The organism is Parasediminibacterium sp. HNIBRBA5674 (assembly GCF_056745525.1).
Genome location: NZ_JBQWIE010000054.1, coordinates 1 through 18294, shown reverse-complemented (window position 1 = coordinate 18294; position 18294 = coordinate 1). Strand labels below are relative to the sequence as shown.

Annotated in this window: 22 protein-coding genes and 1 tRNA gene; 6 read left to right on the top strand and 17 right to left on the bottom strand. The window is 34.3% G+C overall.

Going from position 1 to position 18294, the window contains the following annotated elements; translation table 11 throughout:
• Nucleotides 1-69: 69 nt before the first annotated feature.
• From ACT9TX_RS17400 to ACT9TX_RS17370, 7 genes are all read right to left on the bottom strand, one after another.
• Entirely contained in the window at nt 70-354 is a 285-nt protein-coding gene (locus ACT9TX_RS17400) for a hypothetical protein (protein WP_481340195.1), read from the bottom strand.
• 116 nt (nt 355-470) lie between these two features.
• Entirely contained in the window at nt 471-707 is a 237-nt protein-coding gene (locus ACT9TX_RS17395) for a hypothetical protein (protein WP_481340194.1), read from the bottom strand.
• 501 nt (nt 708-1208) lie between these two features.
• Complete coding sequence (locus tag ACT9TX_RS17390; RefSeq protein ID WP_481340192.1) at nt 1209-1655, bottom strand: DinB family protein; 447 nt, start codon at nt 1653-1655, stop codon at nt 1209-1211.
• Nucleotides 1656-1786: 131 nt separating this feature from the next.
• Nucleotides 1787-2986: a phosphoglycerate kinase gene (locus ACT9TX_RS17385; protein ID WP_481340191.1), complete on the bottom strand. Its 1200-nt coding sequence runs from the start codon at nt 2984-2986 to the stop codon at nt 1787-1789.
• A 571-nt stretch (nt 2987-3557) separates the two neighbouring features.
• Entirely contained in the window at nt 3558-4235 is a 678-nt protein-coding gene (gene cmk / locus ACT9TX_RS17380; RefSeq protein ID WP_481340189.1) for a (d)CMP kinase, read from the bottom strand.
• A gap of 68 nt (nt 4236-4303) precedes the next feature.
• Entirely contained in the window at nt 4304-5188 is an 885-nt protein-coding gene (gene dapA, locus ACT9TX_RS17375) for a 4-hydroxy-tetrahydrodipicolinate synthase (protein ID WP_481340188.1), read from the bottom strand.
• 183 nt (nt 5189-5371) lie between these two features.
• Nucleotides 5372-6370: an acetyl-CoA carboxylase carboxyltransferase subunit alpha gene (locus ACT9TX_RS17370; RefSeq protein WP_481340187.1), complete on the bottom strand. Its 999-nt coding sequence runs from the start codon at nt 6368-6370 to the stop codon at nt 5372-5374.
• 106 nt (nt 6371-6476) lie between these two features.
• Between ACT9TX_RS17370 and ACT9TX_RS17365 the strand changes: the two genes are divergently transcribed.
• The 4 genes from ACT9TX_RS17365 (at nt 6477) to ACT9TX_RS17350 (ending at nt 9410) form a co-directional block, all read left to right on the top strand.
• A tRNA-Asp gene (locus tag ACT9TX_RS17365) sits at nt 6477-6550 on the top strand.
• A gap of 415 nt (nt 6551-6965) precedes the next feature.
• Complete coding sequence (locus tag ACT9TX_RS17360) at nt 6966-7559, top strand: Crp/Fnr family transcriptional regulator (RefSeq protein ID WP_481340185.1); 594 nt, start codon at nt 6966-6968, stop codon at nt 7557-7559.
• Complete coding sequence (locus ACT9TX_RS17355; RefSeq protein WP_481340184.1) at nt 7559-8782, top strand: hypothetical protein; 1224 nt, start codon at nt 7559-7561, stop codon at nt 8780-8782. The genes ACT9TX_RS17360 and ACT9TX_RS17355 overlap by 1 nt, the downstream gene beginning before the upstream one ends.
• Before the next feature lie 70 nt (nt 8783-8852).
• Nucleotides 8853-9410, top strand: coding sequence for a fasciclin domain-containing protein (locus ACT9TX_RS17350; protein WP_481340182.1), 558 nt, complete (start codon nt 8853-8855; stop codon nt 9408-9410).
• 50 nt (nt 9411-9460) lie between these two features.
• On the opposite strand, the gene ACT9TX_RS17345 is transcribed toward ACT9TX_RS17350, so the two are convergent.
• From ACT9TX_RS17345 to ACT9TX_RS17300, 10 genes are all read right to left on the bottom strand, one after another.
• On the bottom strand, nt 9461-9901 hold the full coding sequence (locus tag ACT9TX_RS17345) for a copper resistance protein CopD (RefSeq protein ID WP_481340181.1): 441 nt from the start codon (nt 9899-9901) through the stop codon (nt 9461-9463).
• A gap of 159 nt (nt 9902-10060) precedes the next feature.
• On the bottom strand, nt 10061-10783 hold the full coding sequence (ric, locus tag ACT9TX_RS17340; RefSeq protein ID WP_481340180.1) for an iron-sulfur cluster repair di-iron protein: 723 nt from the start codon (nt 10781-10783) through the stop codon (nt 10061-10063).
• A gap of 17 nt (nt 10784-10800) precedes the next feature.
• Nucleotides 10801-11172 (bottom strand): group III truncated hemoglobin, encoded by a 372-nt coding sequence (locus ACT9TX_RS17335; RefSeq protein ID WP_481340178.1) that lies wholly within the window; start codon nt 11170-11172, stop codon nt 10801-10803.
• A 15-nt stretch (nt 11173-11187) separates the two neighbouring features.
• Entirely contained in the window at nt 11188-11481 is a 294-nt protein-coding gene (locus tag ACT9TX_RS17330) for a cupin domain-containing protein (protein ID WP_481340177.1), read from the bottom strand.
• On the bottom strand, nt 11478-12245 hold the full coding sequence (locus ACT9TX_RS17325) for an ABC transporter permease subunit (protein WP_481340175.1): 768 nt from the start codon (nt 12243-12245) through the stop codon (nt 11478-11480). Before ACT9TX_RS17325 ends, ACT9TX_RS17330 begins: the two co-directional genes overlap by 4 nt.
• Complete coding sequence (locus tag ACT9TX_RS17320) at nt 12238-12951, bottom strand: ABC transporter ATP-binding protein (RefSeq protein ID WP_481340174.1); 714 nt, start codon at nt 12949-12951, stop codon at nt 12238-12240. Before ACT9TX_RS17320 ends, ACT9TX_RS17325 begins: the two co-directional genes overlap by 8 nt.
• On the bottom strand, nt 12948-14183 hold the full coding sequence (locus tag ACT9TX_RS17315) for a nitrous oxide reductase family maturation protein NosD (protein ID WP_481340172.1): 1236 nt from the start codon (nt 14181-14183) through the stop codon (nt 12948-12950). The genes ACT9TX_RS17320 and ACT9TX_RS17315 overlap by 4 nt, the downstream gene beginning before the upstream one ends.
• A gap of 2 nt (nt 14184-14185) precedes the next feature.
• The gene (locus ACT9TX_RS17310; RefSeq protein ID WP_481340171.1) at nt 14186-15193 is read right to left on the bottom strand and encodes a nitrous oxide reductase accessory protein NosL; all 1008 of its coding nucleotides are present in this window, start codon (nt 15191-15193) and stop codon (nt 14186-14188) included.
• 52 nt (nt 15194-15245) lie between these two features.
• Nucleotides 15246-17222 carry a Sec-dependent nitrous-oxide reductase gene (gene nosZ / locus ACT9TX_RS17305; RefSeq protein WP_481340170.1) on the bottom strand — a complete coding sequence of 659 codons (1977 nt, stop codon included), beginning with the start codon at nt 17220-17222 and terminating at the stop codon, nt 15246-15248.
• Nucleotides 17223-17238: 16 nt separating this feature from the next.
• Nucleotides 17239-17721, bottom strand: a complete 483-nt coding sequence (locus tag ACT9TX_RS17300; protein ID WP_481340168.1) for a c-type cytochrome — start codon at nt 17719-17721, stop codon at nt 17239-17241.
• A 68-nt stretch (nt 17722-17789) separates the two neighbouring features.
• Here ACT9TX_RS17300 and ACT9TX_RS17295 point away from each other — a divergent pair, with 68 nt between their 5' ends.
• Both ACT9TX_RS17295 and ACT9TX_RS17290 read left to right on the top strand, forming a co-directional pair.
• Nucleotides 17790-17978: a hypothetical protein gene (locus ACT9TX_RS17295; protein ID WP_481340167.1), complete on the top strand. Its 189-nt coding sequence runs from the start codon at nt 17790-17792 to the stop codon at nt 17976-17978.
• Entirely contained in the window at nt 17971-18222 is a 252-nt protein-coding gene (locus ACT9TX_RS17290) for a hypothetical protein (RefSeq protein ID WP_481340166.1), read from the top strand. The genes ACT9TX_RS17295 and ACT9TX_RS17290 overlap by 8 nt, the downstream gene beginning before the upstream one ends.
• The last annotated feature ends 72 nt before the right edge of the window (nt 18223-18294 follow it).

The window sequence follows — 18294 nt, the reverse complement described above, 5'->3', positions numbered from 1 at the left end:
GAGTTTGATGAGTGTGGTAACTTTTAAACTCTTTTCGATGCTCACTTATTTTATAACTAGCAACTTGCGTTAATTACCATTTTTTTTGAAAGCGGGTCTAATATCGAATCTTTGAAAAAAGACTCCTGAAAAAAAGTTATTAGCTTGAAGACCATCTACTAAATCGAAGTTTGATCCTATTTCAATCCAAAAAGGTTTTTTAGCATTGTATGTAGTATTTAACGGTATTGCATTATTTGATAAAACAATAGTGTGATAGGTTTCTGGATGGTTTTCTATAATAATCTGACCGATTTGATTATTAGCAATAGGTTTTTTAGGTGAGATAGCCGGCAGTTTTAGATATAACACCACTTTATAAGTACCACCATTACCGCCAGCAGGTGGCCAGTTAGCCTGAGCTATGTTTTCACTTCTAGATACGGAATCTCCATTAGCAAATACAATTGGCGATGATATGGTGCCTTGTACTATTTTAAATGTGACAATATTGTTTTTTGCAACCGAACCGAGTCGTCAAATTTATTGGCTTGCAATTGTAATGTAACGGTAATAGCCACGGTCTGCTGTCCTGAGTCAGCATAATAAGGTGGCAGTGTGTCCACAGCAGATATAATTGAGACCCTCGGTGGCTTTGCTTGAGCGAATCCATTTTCGGTTATTAAAATGGCACAAAGCATTGATAATAAAACAAAAGACTTTCTCATATTCAGTTAATTTTTTCGCCTACTCTAGTATCCCGTTTTCGGCTACCCGGCATTAGTTGTTTTGGTTATTTTACAATTGGTTTTTGTTAGCAGATATTGGCTATAGGTGGTTGATAATAGGATGGGATTAATTTTGGTAAGATAAAACTAAAGCAGATTTTGAATATAAAAATTGGGGATTTCCCCAATTTTAGCCATTTTCCTTACGGTATTTTTTGCGGGTTTTACGCAGGAAAAATTGCGTAAAACCCGCAGCTTTTTCTGCGTGTTTTTATTATTCACATATAGTTATAATGGCACACTAACAGGTTTTTCACAATACTATATTTTTCCAAAAAAAATATCAAAAGGAATAAATGCAATATGTTTGACAAAAAACAAAAATTGCTTAACATTCGCTTAACACGATTTTAGAGGATTTTGATATAACCGCGCATAAAAAAGGCATCTATTTCATAGAAATAAATGCCCTTAAAAAGAGAAAACTAAAAGTAAATTACTCTACACATCTAGCAATCTTCTGTGGTAATTTATTTGCCCTAAATGGTACGATAAATGGGCTGCCAAATGCACTAGAAAAAACTCGTAAGTCATAGGTTCGGTAAATACCAACATAGGGTATTCTTTGGGTAAATCTTCTTCTTTCAATTGGGCAAATGCATGGTTCACAACTGCTATGGTAGCATCTATACGTTGTAGTAAGTCTGCTTTGGTAATACCTGTATCGGTAAACTCTAATGGTCGATTTCTTACATAGTCGCTATTACCTATTACCGCACCTATATAGGTATTAATATTGCCTAGCAAATGCAGGCACAATTTACCGCCTGAGTTGGTAACGCCTTTTTCTACCGACCATATTGCCGTGTCACTTTTATAAGCTGCAATTTCTTGTTGTAATTTATTGAGGTCTCTAACAAAAATGGTATTGAGTGTTTGGGTGAGCATGGTGTAGTGGTTTATAAAAAAGAAAAACCTGTAAAGCAAGCACCTTACAGGTTTAATGTTATCATAGTATCAGAATGCTAAAATCATCTTGCAAAATTTCTGCGTTACCTGCGTAATCTGCGAGCCGTGAACTACGCTTTAATAGCGGCAATACCTGGCAATACTTTGCCTTCAAAATATTCTAATAAAGCACCACCACCAGTACTGATATAGCTTACTTTATCTGTATAGCCAAATTGGTTTACAGCAGCTACGCTATCACCACCACCTACTAGACTAAATGCGCCATTTGCTGTAGCGTCGGCTATTGCTGTAGCAACAGCTTTTGTACCATGCTGAAACTTCGCCATTTCAAACACGCCCATTGGGCCGTTCCATAAAATGGTTTTAGATTGTTTGATAACATTGGTAAATTGCTCAATAGCCATTGGCCCAATATCTAAGCCCATCCAACCGTCTGGTACAGCATTGCTAGGTGCTACAGAATCATTGGCATCAGCCGCAAATTTGTCAGCAATTACACTATCACTTGGCAAGTGAATGCACACACCTTTTTCTTCTGCTTTTTTCAATAACCCATTTACCATATCTAAGCGGTCATCTTCACACAAGCTATTACCAATGTGGCCGCCAGCGGCTTTCATAAACGTATAAGCCATACCACCACCAATAATAATATCAGTAGCACGCTCTAGTAAATTTTCTATAATTAAAATCTTATCGCTCACTTTAGCACCACCAATAATGGCTACAAATGGTTTTTCGCTTTGGTGCATTACTTTTTCTGCACTAGCTACTTCGCTGTTCATTAGCAAGCCAAACATTTTATGGTCTTTATCAAAATAATTGGCAATGATGGCAGTACTAGCATGGGCACGGTGTGCTGTACCAAAAGCATCGTTTACATATACATCACCTAGTTTGCTTAGTTTCTCTGCAAAAGCCGCATCACCAGCTTCTTCCTCTTTGTAAAAACGTAGATTTTCTAGCAATAGCACCTCACCGGCACCTAAATCTGCGGCATATTCTACAGCAGATTCACCAATACAGTCTTCGGCAAATTGAATATCTTTTTCATCAAGTAAAACGCTTAAATGCGATACAATGTGCTTTAAAGAATATTTGTCTTCTGGCCCACCTTTTGGTCTGCCCAAGTGGCTCATAATAATGGCACTACCACCATCGGCTAATATTTTTTTAATGGTAGGCAAAGCTGCCGTCATTCTTGTATCGTCTGTAATAGCAAGGGTTTGCTTGTCTAAAGGCACATTAAAATCTACACGCAGTAATACCTTTTTACCGCTAAAATTGTAATCTGAAAACTGACTCATAGTGTTGTTGTTTGAAGGCAATAAAGATAAGCCTTATGCACAACACATGTACTTAATTTTCGCTACTAAATACAAGCAATGCGGTAATTAGCAATGAAATAATACATGCAATGGATTGCTAGGGATAAATAGTGAGGGCTATTTGATATTCTGCCCAAATAAGTAAGTCATTGTAGCTACAAACGATACATCTAGAATTAATATAAGTAATACAATTTTATACGCTAAGCGATATAAATTAACAATACTTAGTTGGCCAATAAAATCTTGATTAGTATAAAGAATTGAATTTTGAGATGGTCGAGGTATTCTGTAAAATAGATGTGTAAATAATGACAACCCGTAGTTGTCAAATTTTTGTCTATTAGAGAACTTATCGAATTCTAAAACTTCGTTTCTTACAAAACCCAATGAATCCAAATCTTTGATAATTAGATCTAATTTCTTTACTGAACCTGTATAAAAATTTAAGCTAAAGAAGAACAAACAAATGAGTATACCAGCAAGCATTATGAACCTGAATCCATGATTTATCCAAAAGTCGCTCATTAAAATGCATTTAAAAATCAAACTAAGAAATTCGTTCTTTCACCCAACCTAATACTTTGGTTAGTTGCTCCTCTCTTGTAAGATTTGAGTTATCTAGAACGATGGCATCATCGGCTTTGCGCAATGGACTTACTTCACGGTTACTATCAATGTAGTCACGCATTTCTAAGTTGTGGCTTATCTCTTCAATGGTAATGTGTGGATTTTTTAGAAACAATTCTTTGTAGCGTCTTTCTACACGTATGGCAGGGTCGGCCGTTACAAATATTTTCAATTCAGCATTAGGAAACACAGTTGTACCAATATCTCTACCATCCATTACAATGCCTTTTTTAAGGCCAAGTTGTTGCTGTTGCGCTACCGCAAATTCACGTACTTCTTTTACCGCAGCTACTTCACTCACATTTTCACTCACCAGCATTTCACGTATCAGTACTTCTACGTTTTCATCATTCATTATCATATCGCTAGTACCATCTGCATCATTATAGGCAAAATCGAGTGTGATGTTTTGCAAAGCTGCCACTACTTCTTCTGTAACGTTCCAATCGGTATGATTACGCAAAAAATACAAGGTTATAGCACGATACATAGCACCACTATCTACAAATACATAGTTGAGTTCTTTAGCTAATTGTTTGGCCAAAGTGCTTTTGCCACAAGATGAATAACCGTCGATAGTGATGATGATTTTACGCATGAGTTAAAGGTATAAAAAATGTCATCCCTGTAAAAGAATGACATTGTAAATTATTAAAAAGATAGCAATTAAAAAGTAGCTACGTAAGCTTTTATTTTAGCTTGTAACTCAGCACTTACAGGCGTTACAGGTAAGCGCAACTCGTTTTGTAACAAACCTAGCTCGTACATAAATGCTTTTACACCTGCAGGATTGTTTTCTGTAAATAACATATCGTAAGCTTCTAAAAATTTATAGTGTATTGGTCTTGCGGCAGCAAAATCACCTTTCAAGCAATAACGAATCATATCTGATACTAAACGTGGAAAAGCATTGGCATTAACACTGATAACACCATCAAAACCAAAGGCTATTTGTGGTAAAGCAATTTCATCATCACCAGTTACTACTAAAAAATGTTCTGGTCTATCACGAATAATCTCTAAGCACTGAGGCATATCGTTATGCGCTTCTTTAATACCGCCAATATTTGGTACTTCATGCGCCAAACGTAAGGTGGTTTTAGCTGTCATATTTCTACCTGTTCTGCCCGGTACGTTGTACAGTAAAATAGGTTTTGGTGATGCTTCCGCTAAAGCTTTGTAGTGCAAAAACAAACCTTCTTGCGATGGCTTATTGTAGTAAGGCGAAGCGCTTAATACAGCAGCAACACTATCTAAAGGAAATTCTTCTAAATCTTTTACAATAGATGCAGTGTTGTTACCGCCAATACCTACTACCACAGGCACTCGCTTGTTTACCACATCCAAGGTTACATCAAGCACTGTAAGCTTTTCGTCCTTAGTGAGTGTAGAGGTTTCACCTGTAGTACCAAGTGTTACAATATATTCTGCACCGCCATCAATAATATGGTTGACGATGTTTTCAAGTGCTTTAAAATCTACACTTGAATCGCTTTTGAATGGCGTAACTACTGCCACACCTGTACCTGTAAGTAATGAACGAAGAGACATTTTAAATAGTTAGGTTTATGATGCCATTACTTGAATTTGAAACAATTTCACGAATGACACGAATGATTTTAAACTGTTTATTAGCTTTAAGAATGTTGAGAAAAGTGACAACCGTTGCAGTGTGCGACGCAACAACAGCACCATAAGTATTACTGAAGCTAGTTACCAAAACAACACTACCAACTAAGCGTTTTCTAAAGCTGCTGCTGGTAGTTCTTCCCAGAAGCCCATTGCACCGAATTTTTCAATTCTGTTATTGATACGTGTTTCTGGGTCTATTTGTTTTAACTCAACTAATGCTGTGGTGATAACATTTTTAAGCATCGCTGCCGCTTCTGTATAATCCCAATGTGCACCACCTATTGGCTCTGGCACAATTTCATCAACCAAGCCAAAGCCTTTCATATCAAGACTTGTAAGGCGCAATTGTTCTGCGGCAGTTTCACGTTTATCTACGCTGCGCCACAAAATAGAGCTACAACCTTCTGGCGAAATAACTGTGTACCAAGTATTTTCCATCATCAACACTTTATCGCCCACACCTATACCTAAGGCACCACCACTTGCACCTTCACCAATGATGATGCAGATAACTGGCACTTTTAAGCGTATCATTTCGAAGATATTTCTTGCGATGGCTTCGCCTTGGCCACGTTCTTCACCTTCTAAACCGGGATAAGCACCTGGTGTATCTATAAAAGTAATAATTGGCTTATTGAATTTTTCGGCAAGCTTCATTAAGCGTAATGCTTTACGGTAGCCTTCTGGCTTAGCCATACCAAAGTTTCTTTGCTGGCGCATTTTGGTATTGATACCTTTTTGCTGACCAAGCACCATCACTGTTTCGCCATCTAATTCTGCAAAGCCTCCTACCATGGCTTTATCATCGGCAAAATTTCTGTCACCATGCAACTCTACAAAGTTGGTCATCATTTTTTCGATGTACTTAAACAAGTATGGTCTATCGGGGTGACGACTTAATTGCACACGCTGCCATGGCGTAAGATGTTCTGTAATTTCTTTACGCTTATCAATAATAGATTGCTCTAGTTGCGCAATAGTGCTACTATAATCTATTTTCGGATTCTTTTCAGCAAGCTTTTTTGTTTGTTCAATTTGCTCGTATAAATCCTTGATAGGTTGCTCAAATTCTAAAAACTGTCTATTGGGGTACTGGGGCATAATGCTATCAATTGAGGCGGTAAAATTAGGGGAAGAAAATTTTTTTAGAAAAGATTTGTTTGTAAAGAAAAAATACCCTTATATTTGCACCCCAATCAGCGGAAAAGGGTTGGTAGTTCAGTTGGTTAGAATGCCGCCCTGTCACGGCGGAGGTCGCGGGTTCGAGTCCCGTCCAGCCCGCAAATTGGTTCATATATCCCTGTAAGTTAATCACTTATGGGGATTTTTTATTTGATGGTATAGCATAGGTACAACTGTATTGGCCTAGAATGTGTTAACAGATTTTAAGCTTTCACATAATACCTGTTAGTTTACCTTGCTTTCAACTTAATAAATAAAAATCTTAACTCCTAATCCAAGATTTCAGCGGCTTTATTTGTTGCAACGCTATTTATTTACGTTGATGCAATTTTTAGTAATATCATACATTAGCATTCTTTTTTAGCCTATACTGTCTGTTACTATTATGTTTTAAGTTATGCTCTAAATCATAAAATAAAATAATTACAGAGTTTACATTTGTTGTCGCTTTAATTTGCCTGCTAAACATTATGTAGCAGCTAATTAGTATTATTACTAAATAAAATTGGGTGCGATGCAAATAGAAATAAACCTTTTAATCACTTGGGGTGGCTCTATAAAGCAATTCTCAAAAAAAGACATCATTTTTCGCGAAGACGACTCGGCTAATTATTATTATCAAATTATCACGGGTAAGGTGTCCATGTATAATATTGATGACAATGGAAAAGAATTTATGCAAGGTCTATTTTCTGATGGCGATAGTTTTGGCGAACCACCACTATTAATAAACGAAAGTTACCCAAGTACTGCAATTGCTATTAAAGATTCTGTTATTATTAGAGTTGCAAAGTCTAATTTTTTTGAAATGCTAAATAATACACCTGTGCTGAAAATGCATTTTATAAAACTATTAGCACGTAGGATTTATAATAAATCTATCACAGCAAAGGGGCTTTTTATCAATAATGCAGAAACACGGTTGCTATGTTTTTTAAGCTCAATAAAAAAGATGTACGAAAGTGATAATAAAAAAATATTAATACCCCATACTCGGCAAGAAATAGCAAATGCTACTGGCCTAAGGGTTGAAACAGTTATAAGAGCCTTAGTTAGACTATCGGAACAAAAAAAAGTCGAAATAATTAATCACAAACTATATTTCTAATGCAATTACCATTTCCTAAAAGTTGGATTAAGATTTTATTGCTAAATATATCAATAGTAGCAATGCTTGGTGTTTTAATGCGCTATAAAATTGGATTTGAGTTTCCCTATTTCGACCAAAAAAACATACAAAATGCACACTCTCATTTTGCATTTACAGGCTGGGTATCACAAGCTTTGTTATACTTTCTAGTTAGTTATATTTTACCCTCTCTCAATTATAAAGAAGAAATAAAATATAATTTCTTACTCAATCTAAATTTACTTTGCGCTTACCTAATGTTACTATCCTTCACTTTGCAAGGATATAGGGCATTTTCAATTATCATATTAACAACCTCTTTAAGCGTTTTTGTGGTATTCTCATTCAGCTACTTCAAAAATCTTAATAAATTACCTTTGCAAGAAAGTACCAAATGGTTTAGAGCAGCACTTTTTTTTGGCATTTTATCATTCATCGGTACGCTATCCTTATCTATAATGATGATAACAAAACACCTAGAACAGCATTTATATTTGGCATCTGTTTACTGGTATTTACATTTTCAATACAATGGATGGTTCTTTTTTATGATAATGGGCTTGTGTTGGCTGTATGTTCAAAAACTACTGCCGAATATATCAATCCCAGCTTCAATATTTAAACTCTTTTTTTGGAGTTGCTTTCTTACTTATGGGTTGTCAATTCTGTGGTTACAAATGCCGTTACTAGCCTACATCGTTATCGTAATTGGTGTTGCTATGCAGTCTATAGCTGCACTATTATTTTTCAAACTACTTCTTAAAAAACATTTTTTTGCAAGCTTACCCAATACGCTACTTAAATACTTGTTTTCATTTATAGGTATTGCATTAATTACTAAATTTTCCCTTCAACTCTTTTCAATTATCCCATCAGTAAGTAAACTAGCTTTTGGCTTCAGACCCATTGTTATTGCTTATTTACATCTAGTATTACTAGCGTTTACCTCTGTTTTTATAATTACCTATCTATTTGCAAATCATTTTATTATTAACAATCTAAAAGCTAAAACTGCAATCGTACTGTTTACAATTGGTGTTTTACTAAATGAATTTATTTTGGGTGTACAAGGTATTGCATCAGTAAGTTATATTGTTATCCCATATACCAACTATATGTTACTTGCTGTATCAGTCTTAATACTTATCAGTATAGTAACGCTTTTTAACAGTCAAAAACAAATGACTGCCATAAATCAATAGAAGTTCTTTGTGATGCAAATCATACAAACATTTAAAATAGCAAATTAATTTGCAACTTAAATAATTTTATATGAGAAAAATCATCATCATTTTAAGTCTTTTTGGTAGCGCTTTCCTTACTGCTTGTCAAGCAGATGAAAATAAGAACCTAGCAAGTAATGCAGATGCAGCAACCTCCACTGTACAATCGAGTCAATCTGCTGTTAAAGATGAAGCTTCAAGCCCTAACATTGTACAGGTTGCAATTAGTAGTAAAAATCATTCAACACTCGTTAAAGCAGTTAAAGCCGCAGATTTAGTAAATGCTTTAAGTAATCCTGGTCCTTTTACGGTATTTGCCCCTACTAATACTGCGTTCGATAAATTACCAAAAGGTACAGTAGAAGGGCTTTTAAAGCCCGAGAAAAAATCTGACTTAGAAAATATTCTGGGCTATCATACCTATGTAGGCGCTCTAAAAACAGATTATATGAATGATGGGCAAGAGTTTGAGATGGTATTTGGGGGCAAGGTTAAAATTACAAAAAAAGATGGTAAAACGTTTGTAAATGGTTCTGAAATAGTGGCTTCGCTTCCAACTTCCAATGGTATCATCCATGTAATAAATGATGTGTTATTACCTAAATAGCAGTTTTTTACTCATTTTTATTAGTAAAGGCAGTTCTTAACGAACTGCCTTTATATGCCGCCGAAGCGTACATAAGTACCAAGTACTAGCATAAGTATGGCTATTAGGGTTATTGCTATTATGTGTATAGCTAAGTATTTTAGTGTATTAGATGTAAGTTTAGGTATTATAAACAATCTAGCACTAGCTGCTAGCAAGAGCGTTATAATAAGTAGCAATAATTTTGTAGATACAACTTTTTCTATTGAAGAAGTAAATGCAAACCATCGCATAAATGTTACATTGTATTTGTAAGCTAGTAAAATACCTGTTGCAACTAAAAAAAGTAATGCAGTTAAGCCAATTGGTTCATACACTTTTTCAAATTTTTCTATATCTTTCTCATTTTTTTCTCTAATTGCCTTTGGTAAAATTCTAATACTTAAAATAACATGACCACCAACCCAAATTGTGGCTGCAAACAAGTGTAAAATAAGCAAAACGTGATGCATAAGTTATTTATATATTATAAAAATAATTTAAAAGTCTTTTAATTAAGTAAGAGAATAAAGCGTAGTCATAACTTCTAGTAAGCCAATTAAAATATAGCGTCATGTACAGTGAGCGTTCATAAAGTTTAGCATATAGCTATATGCTAAACCCGCTAACTATTAAGCCATTTCGGCCTCCATACTTATAGCTTTTGGAAATAAAATATTATTTTCTAGGTGTATGTGCAAATGTAAGTCAGCTTCAAACGCTTTTAGTAATGCAAATGCAACGTTATAAGTAGTGCATCCATCATCAGGTGTAGTGTAATTATTGCTCAAGGTTGCTATTTTTCTAAATCTATCACCTTCAATATTATGCTCATGCATCATCATCTGTATAGGATTATGAACTGTTGCAAATTCTGTCGTCTCTACTTTTTGGTGGTTACTTTTTGCCTTAACCATGTTGCGTACAAATGGAAATAATATACTTTCCTCTTTTTGCATGTGTAATGCGAGCTCATTAGCCGATGCATTAAACTCGTCTTTTATTTCAAATAGTTCTGGATGTTTTACCCCATGAACTTTACATAATTTATCAAAAAAATGTATTAACGATGGGGTTGTTTCTAGAATAAATCGGTGGTGTCTTTTTTCAATATAATCTGCAAGTAAGTCTAGTGGCCAAGAGGCAAAATCTGTTAGTTCCTTATTAGTATTCTTATCTATTTGGTTTAAGTCGTTTAGTAAATTTTCATTTGTAATGTTATGTTGTTCACATACTTCGTTAATAGTTCTATTGCCTTTACAACAAAAATCGATACCATATTTTTGAAATACCGTTGCGGTGCGGTAATCATTGGCTACAATCGAGCCTACTGTTGGATGTGCTAATACTTCCATATTATTCCGTTTAAATGTTAACTAAGTATTTTTATCTGCATTACGGTGCTAATACTGCTTGCTCTTTGTTTAATCAATACAGCTTTTTCACCGTCAAATAATTCGTCTACTGTATCGTTAAACAATTTATTCCACCGTTGAAAATGTTGCATTGTCATGGCACTTTTTTTATGTAGTGCTTGGTGCTTTTGCATAGGGTTGCCTTCATAAACATTGGTGTAAAAAATTACGTTCTCCCAAAAATCATACATCACGGGCAAGTGTTTTTCCCAATGTACTTGCACTACATCTGTAAAAAAGTAGCCAATAGTATCATCAACTTTTACTTTCTCGTAAAATGTATTAATTAGCCTTTCGATGTCTTGTCTGGTACTAATATCCTCTTTCATAAAATATCTATTAAATTATAAAGTGAGTAAACACAAACTATTATCAATAGCTATTACAGAGTGTATAATATCTATTGGTATAACTATTTCATCATATTGTGTTGCCTCTATTTCAATATCGCCTTGTTTATAAATAATATGTCCTAATAAAACAATTAGTTTTCCCCCCACTTGTGTTTTATGTTCTTTTAAAACCATCCCTGCATTAAAACCAATTACTAGCACTTTACAATGTTCTGTTTTATGCAAAATTCTTGCAACAGGATGTTCAGAGGTTTTAAGCTGTTGTAACACGTCGTTAATAGTCATAAATCTTTTTTATTAAATATTTTTAATGAAACTAAAAATGGTGCTATTATCCAAAATGATAATACTGTAAAAGCAATAACCACACTCAACCTTGTTCCCAAAAAATCTTTAAATATGGCGCCCGTATAACCCATCATTGCAGACGAATCAGTATTTAATAAAATTAGAATTCGAGCAATATCAATGGGGCTTAAAGCACTAATTACTATTAAAGCTTTTTCTATTGGATAATCTGAAAATTGAAAAGTAATAAAAAGAATTAGCCCATCAAATAACAAAGCAAAATATAACCAAATCATTATGCTAATACCTATTCCTTTAGCCTTGTCTCTTGTAGCAACAGTGCACAAAAAAGCAATGGCTGTAAATACCAAAGTAATAATGCAGCCTACTAGCAACATCATAATACTAGCAATACTGTGGTTATATAATAGTAAAGGAATGCCTACCCCCACAACAAACGCGAAAAGTAAACTCGTTGCCAAACCTATAAAAAGCCCCGACCAAATTTTTTTTCGTTGTATTGGTTGGCTTAATAGCAGTTCTATAAACTCTGCACTGTTGTAAATGTAGATAGTGGAAAAAAGAATAGATACCAAGGGCACTGTAAGTAAAATAATATTTAATAATGTAAGCAACCCCTTTGCACTATTATCTTCTAAGCTAAATACGCTCCATGAAAATGCCGCGAGCAGTAGTGTGTAAAATATTACTATTTTATTTCTTAATATATCTAGCACAATAAATTTTATAATTTTATTCATTGTTGATATTTTTTAATACTGTGGTTACAGCTTTCGATATTTTATTTTCTTTTGTTTCTTGTAGTAGCGTATCTACATCTTTGTGAAACACAATACTGCCATCTTGCATAAAAATAATTTGTGTAACCAAATCGTCTAGCTCACTAAGTATATGAGAAGTAATTAAAATAAGCTTACCCTTCTTTTTCTCAAGTACAATTTTCTCTTTTAAAATTTCAGATGCCAGAGGGTCAAGACCAGCAGTTGGTTCATCAAGTATTAATACATCAGGATTAAACAAAAAAGCAATAGTTGCACTTACCTTTTGCATTGTACCACCACTTAAAGTGCGCATTCTTTTTGTAAATAAAGTTTCTAATTTAAAAGCTTGTAATAAGTATTCATCAATATCGGTAGCATAATTCCTAATATTCTTTATTGTTTCAATTACTTGTCCAATAGTCATATTGTCCGGATATCTACCTATCTGTGGCATGTAGCCAATACTATTACGATAATAATATTGGTTTCGAATATTTTTATTATTAAAAAAAATTTCACCACTATTTGGCACTACCATCCCTAATACACTTTTTATTAAGCTAGTTTTGCCACAGCCATTAGGGCCAATTAAAGCAATGCAATCGCCTTTATTACAAGTGAGATTTATATTATTAAGCACTTGCAACTTACCAAATTTTTTTGATACATTTTTTAGCTCTATCATATTTTAATAGGATGCATTAAAGGTTGTTTATCAACAAAAATTTCAGGGGTTAAACTAGGTATAATTTTCTCAGATTTATCTAATAATGAAATCATAAAACTTCTATAAAGCAGCATGGTTGGAGGATTTTTTTCAACAATAACTGAAAATAAACTCAGTGGATGGTAGGGTATATCACCAATATTATTTTTATTTATATCATACCCTTCGTATTTGTCCCAGTAATTTTTATTAAATATGTTTAAAACTAAGCTACCATTAGTGCCTACATCAAATGTATTGCCCAAAAAATTATTATTTTCTATTACATTATCCATGCAACTTGCTTGTATTTGCATTGCCCATCCATTATCTTTAAATACGTTATTCCTCACCTCTATTCTGTTTGTTCCTTCCATAAAAATGCCTGAGGTATTTTTTAAAAAATCATTACCCAGTATATAACTATCAGAAATTTCTTTCAGTAATAATCCATAAGACGCATCACCCCAGTTTTGTGTAAAGGTATTATCCATCATTATTACGTTTTTTGTAAACATTACAGCAACGCCAGCGCCATTATTTTTAAACACATTAGTAATATAAGTATCATTATTTGAAAACATAAAGTGCAAGCCGTAGCGAATATTGTTGGTTGAAATATTTCGCCAAATAATAGAGTGTGTTACAAATTCAAAATAAATACCGTCTCTATGCCCTTTAATATTATTGTTAATAATTTGTAGGCTATCGCTTTTCCAACAGTGTATGCCATTACCAATTTGCTGCTCTTCTTTTCCAAAAGCAATAATGTTGTTGCCTTTAATAATGCAATTTTTTCCATATTGTACATAAATACCAAAAAAGTTATCGTACAATTGGTTATTAAGGATGGAGACATTGTTGCTATTATATATCTTGATCCCCCCAGGATCATCTAACGTTGCAAAGCCTGAATGCTGTACATAAAAGCCTGTTACAGTTACATTATTTGCTTTTATGGATATTACTTCAAACTTTTTTTCGCCATCTAATATGGGGTAAAAAAGTCCTTTAAAAAAAATGGATTTTGTGATAGAGATATTGCCTTCTTTATAAATACCCTTGTGAACAATTACACTATCGCCATTATTGCAAATCTGCAATGCCGATTTTATTGTGGTACACATTTGTTGATTACCAACAGTAATAACCCTCGCACTTGCATGGTACACAAACAAACAAATACTTATAATAATAAATATGTTTTTCAAGTCTAATCTTTATTAATTTGTTTCCAATCTACTATTACAGTATCAAATTTTTTAGAATAAGCAACTGCTAAATTTTTGCTAGTAAATGCAGCTATATTACCACCCATTGGGCTTTTTATAATTTCAGATTTTAAGAAAAACCCCTTGTCGGCATTAAATAATTGTTGTGTATTATCAAAATCAGATACAAGGATTAACGTATACACATTGGTGTTATTTTCTTTCCTAAAGCGCTTCATACATTCTATATCATCAAATTTATAGGTGCGCCCTTTTGATGTAATTAGTTCACAAGCAAATTTTGCATCAGTAATGCGCATTTTACAGTTATCGCAATTGTCTTTATTAATATTTATTGGTGTTGGCTGTTGACTGTTACAAGATGTAGCTAAAAAAAAAATAATTAGTGGCAATAATGCTTTTGATGGTTTTCTTTTAAATGCACTTAGTTCTTTTAAAACGGCTGTTAATACAAATAATCCTGTTAGTACAATTAACCAACCACCAACATCTGGTATTGAATAAGCACCAAAATTTAGTAATTGTTTAAATCCTATTAATGGTGGTTGATATGCCATTCCAGGTACTACAATTGCAGCATTAGGATTGAGGTTGTGTCCGTAATTGTATTCCCATCGCCAAAAATCAACCATTGAAAGAATACCAAATAAAACGAAAGCTACAAACCAACTGTATAGACCAAATTTTTTATTAAAAAATATTGCCAAAATTGCTAATAACGAAAAGGTACCTAATATATATGGAAGTACTATAAATTCTACAAAGTTATCAACATGTAAGCTTTCCATTCCGATATAATGATTTAAACCATTGATTATGTCAATATTACCACCTAAATTATTAGTGTATATTAGCAATGATAAACCTTCAGGATATTGTGGTGCAGTAAGCTCTATGCGCCAAAGTGGTACAAACAAAGAAGCGATTAAACATATTGCAGAAGATACCAACAATACTTTTGAGAGTAATGAGAGTTTCGAACTTTTCATTATAAAATAATTGAAAAAGGAGCGTATCAAACCGCCCCTTTTTATTTGTACATTACTTTGTTTCAGGAACGCTTTTACCAAGACTAAACGTTAATGGCACGTTACTTCCTGCTGCTGATACGCGCACATAACCTTGCATTTCTTGGTGTAATGCACTACAAAAATCTGTACAGTACATTGGAAAAATTCCAACTCGTCCAGGTATCCATTTTAATGTTTGTGTTTCACCAGGCATAATTAATAACTCAGCACTGCCACCACCTTTTATAGCAAAACCATGTGGCACATCCCAATCCTGTTCTAAGTTGGTTACATGAAAATATACCTCATCACCCATACGCACTCCTTCAATATTGTCAGGTGCAAGGTGAGATCGTATAGCAGTCATATACACATGTACTTTTGTGCCTTCTCGCACAACTTTGGTTGTATTTTCACCTTTTGATACATATGGGTTAATATTTTCATTAATTTTAAAAAACTTAAGCGATTTAGTTTTAATTAAATCTGCTGAAACAGCTTGTGCATAATGTGGCTCACCTATAGTTGGAAAGTCTAAAATTAATTGCATTTTATCGCCACTAATGTCAAATAACTGGGCACTTTGAGCAAGCTCAGGGCCAGTTGGCAAATAACGATCTTTAGTGATTTTATTGTAAGCTATTAAATATTTAGCATTTGGTTTTTTACTATCCCCGCCCGGTATGCATAGGTGTCCAACAGAGTAATAAGTCGATGCTCTATCAAGTACTTTCAAGTCTTTAATATTCCATTTAACAACTTCACTACTTACAAAAAAAGTAGTATATGCATTTCCTTTACCATCAAACTCTGTATGTAACGGCCCTAAGCCGGGTTTCTTTACTTCACCATATAACGCAGCATCGTAATTGATTACAGGAATACCTTCATATTCCCCTGCATAAGATTTATCAGCAATCGCTTTTTGAATTTTATCGAAACTAAAAACAGGAATTAAGGCGGCCAATTTACCACTACCTACTATATACTCGCCTGTCGGGTCTACGTCACAGCCGTGTGGAGATTTAGGACAAGGAATCATATAGCAGATGTCTTTCAATTCTTTAGCATCTAATACAATTACCTCAGTCTTAATTTCAGATGTGGCTGTATGTGATTTTTCGTTGTACGTATTATGCGTGTATTTAACAGATTGCTTTCTACCTTTTCCAGCTTTCAAATATTCCTCGGCTTTTTTCCAGTTAACAGCCATTATAAAATCCTTATCTTTTTGAGATGCATTTACCTCTAACAAACTATTAGCTTGCTCGGTATTGTAAGAACTGAAGAAAAACCAGCCATGCGATTTCCCTTTACCAGCATGGCTTAAATCAAAGTTTACACCGGGGCATTTAATTTGAAAAGCAATATCCATTTTGCCGTCTTCTTTGGCTACACTAATAAAGCTTAAATAGCCTTTAAAATTTTGTTTGTAAGTATTAATTGGTACATCACCATTTACATCGTCGGGCGGTACACTAAACCTTGTACCAGCTACAACGTATTCTGTATTCTCTGTAATAAAAGGTGAGCTGTGATTACCGGCACTATTGGGTAATTCAATAATTTCCGATGTACGAAAAGTATTTAAGCTCAATCTTGCAACACGTGGTGTATTATTGGCATTCGCAAAAATCCATCTGCCATCAATTTCACCATTTGTTTGTGAAAGTTCAGTATGGTGTTGGTCATCCCAAGGTATAAAACCATGCGATGTGTTTAGCATAGGTTTAGTTTCTTCACTATAGCCATATCCAGATTGTGGATCTACAGAAAAGATTGGAATTACCCTAAGTAGCCTTCCCGACGGAAGCCCATAAATACTCATTTGTCCACTAAAGCCACCTGAAACAAAATTGTAAAATTCATCGTATTTACCTGGCGCAACATAAGCTTTCGCTGCAGCATCGCCACTAACTGCATTAGCTGCATTTTTGGGTTTACAGGCATTGAATATTACACATACTGCAACCAAAATAAATACCGAATTTAATATATTCTTTTTCATAAAAATTATTTATATTTTACTTAATACCATCATTTTTACGCATAAATTCTAAAATATTTCTAGCGTCCACATCTGCTAAGCTCTGGTTTGGCATACGCACCAAGCAAAGTTCAAGCATAGCTTTTGCCTCTGGGTCTTTGTCAATCATAGGATCCGGATTAGTAATGAAATTCATAATCCACTCTGGCTTATGTCTTGTCGTTACGCCACTCCACCCGGGTCCCACTAACTTCTCACTAGAAAACTTGTGACATGAAGCACATTTAGTATTAACAATTTTTTCACCGGCTACAACCATTGCAGCATCTAGTTTTGAATCTATTATAACGTTGTCTGCACTAAACTTACCTTCACCCCTCTTAGGATCATAATTATCGGCATCCGGCACCACACTTTTAGGTTGTTCTGTGGGGCTAGTTGTGCTGCCATTTTGATTTCCGCAAGAAAGAATCAAGAAAGCTATTATACAAGCTGAAATCAAGAGATACATCTTTTTCATAAGTAATTATTTTTAATTTTACAAAGTTTCGCATAAGCCTACTTTGTTCTCTATGACTTAAGTCATAATTGAGTGTTTCGATTTATTTTTTAGACGTTATAGAAGACCATGCAGCCGAATTTCAACAAAAAGTGGTAGCTCATATCAATTCTGATGGAAACAGACTTGGTTTTTTAGATGCTGGTGGTTCTCATGCATTAGAAACTTTAATGGATGAAATAAGTAACATACCCACAAACCAATGTAAGCGTGTTTGAAAGACAAAAGGCTGAAAAAATTGCGACTGCGAAAACCACAAAAGCTAAGAAAGATTTATTGGCAAAAAAGTCGCTAAGCCTTGATGCGCTTGGTTCTGGCTCAGATTACTCATCCTTTTTACAACACCTTGGCATTACCACTTTAGACCTTGGCTATAGCGGTGAAGGTGCTGGTGGTGAATACCATTCTATTTACGACAGTTATGATGATTATAGCCGCTTTAAAGACCCAACCTTTGAATAGACCTCTTCGACAATTCATTTCAAATCAATGTTTCTGTTATAAAATGCAGCAATTAGATTAACTCTAAATCCA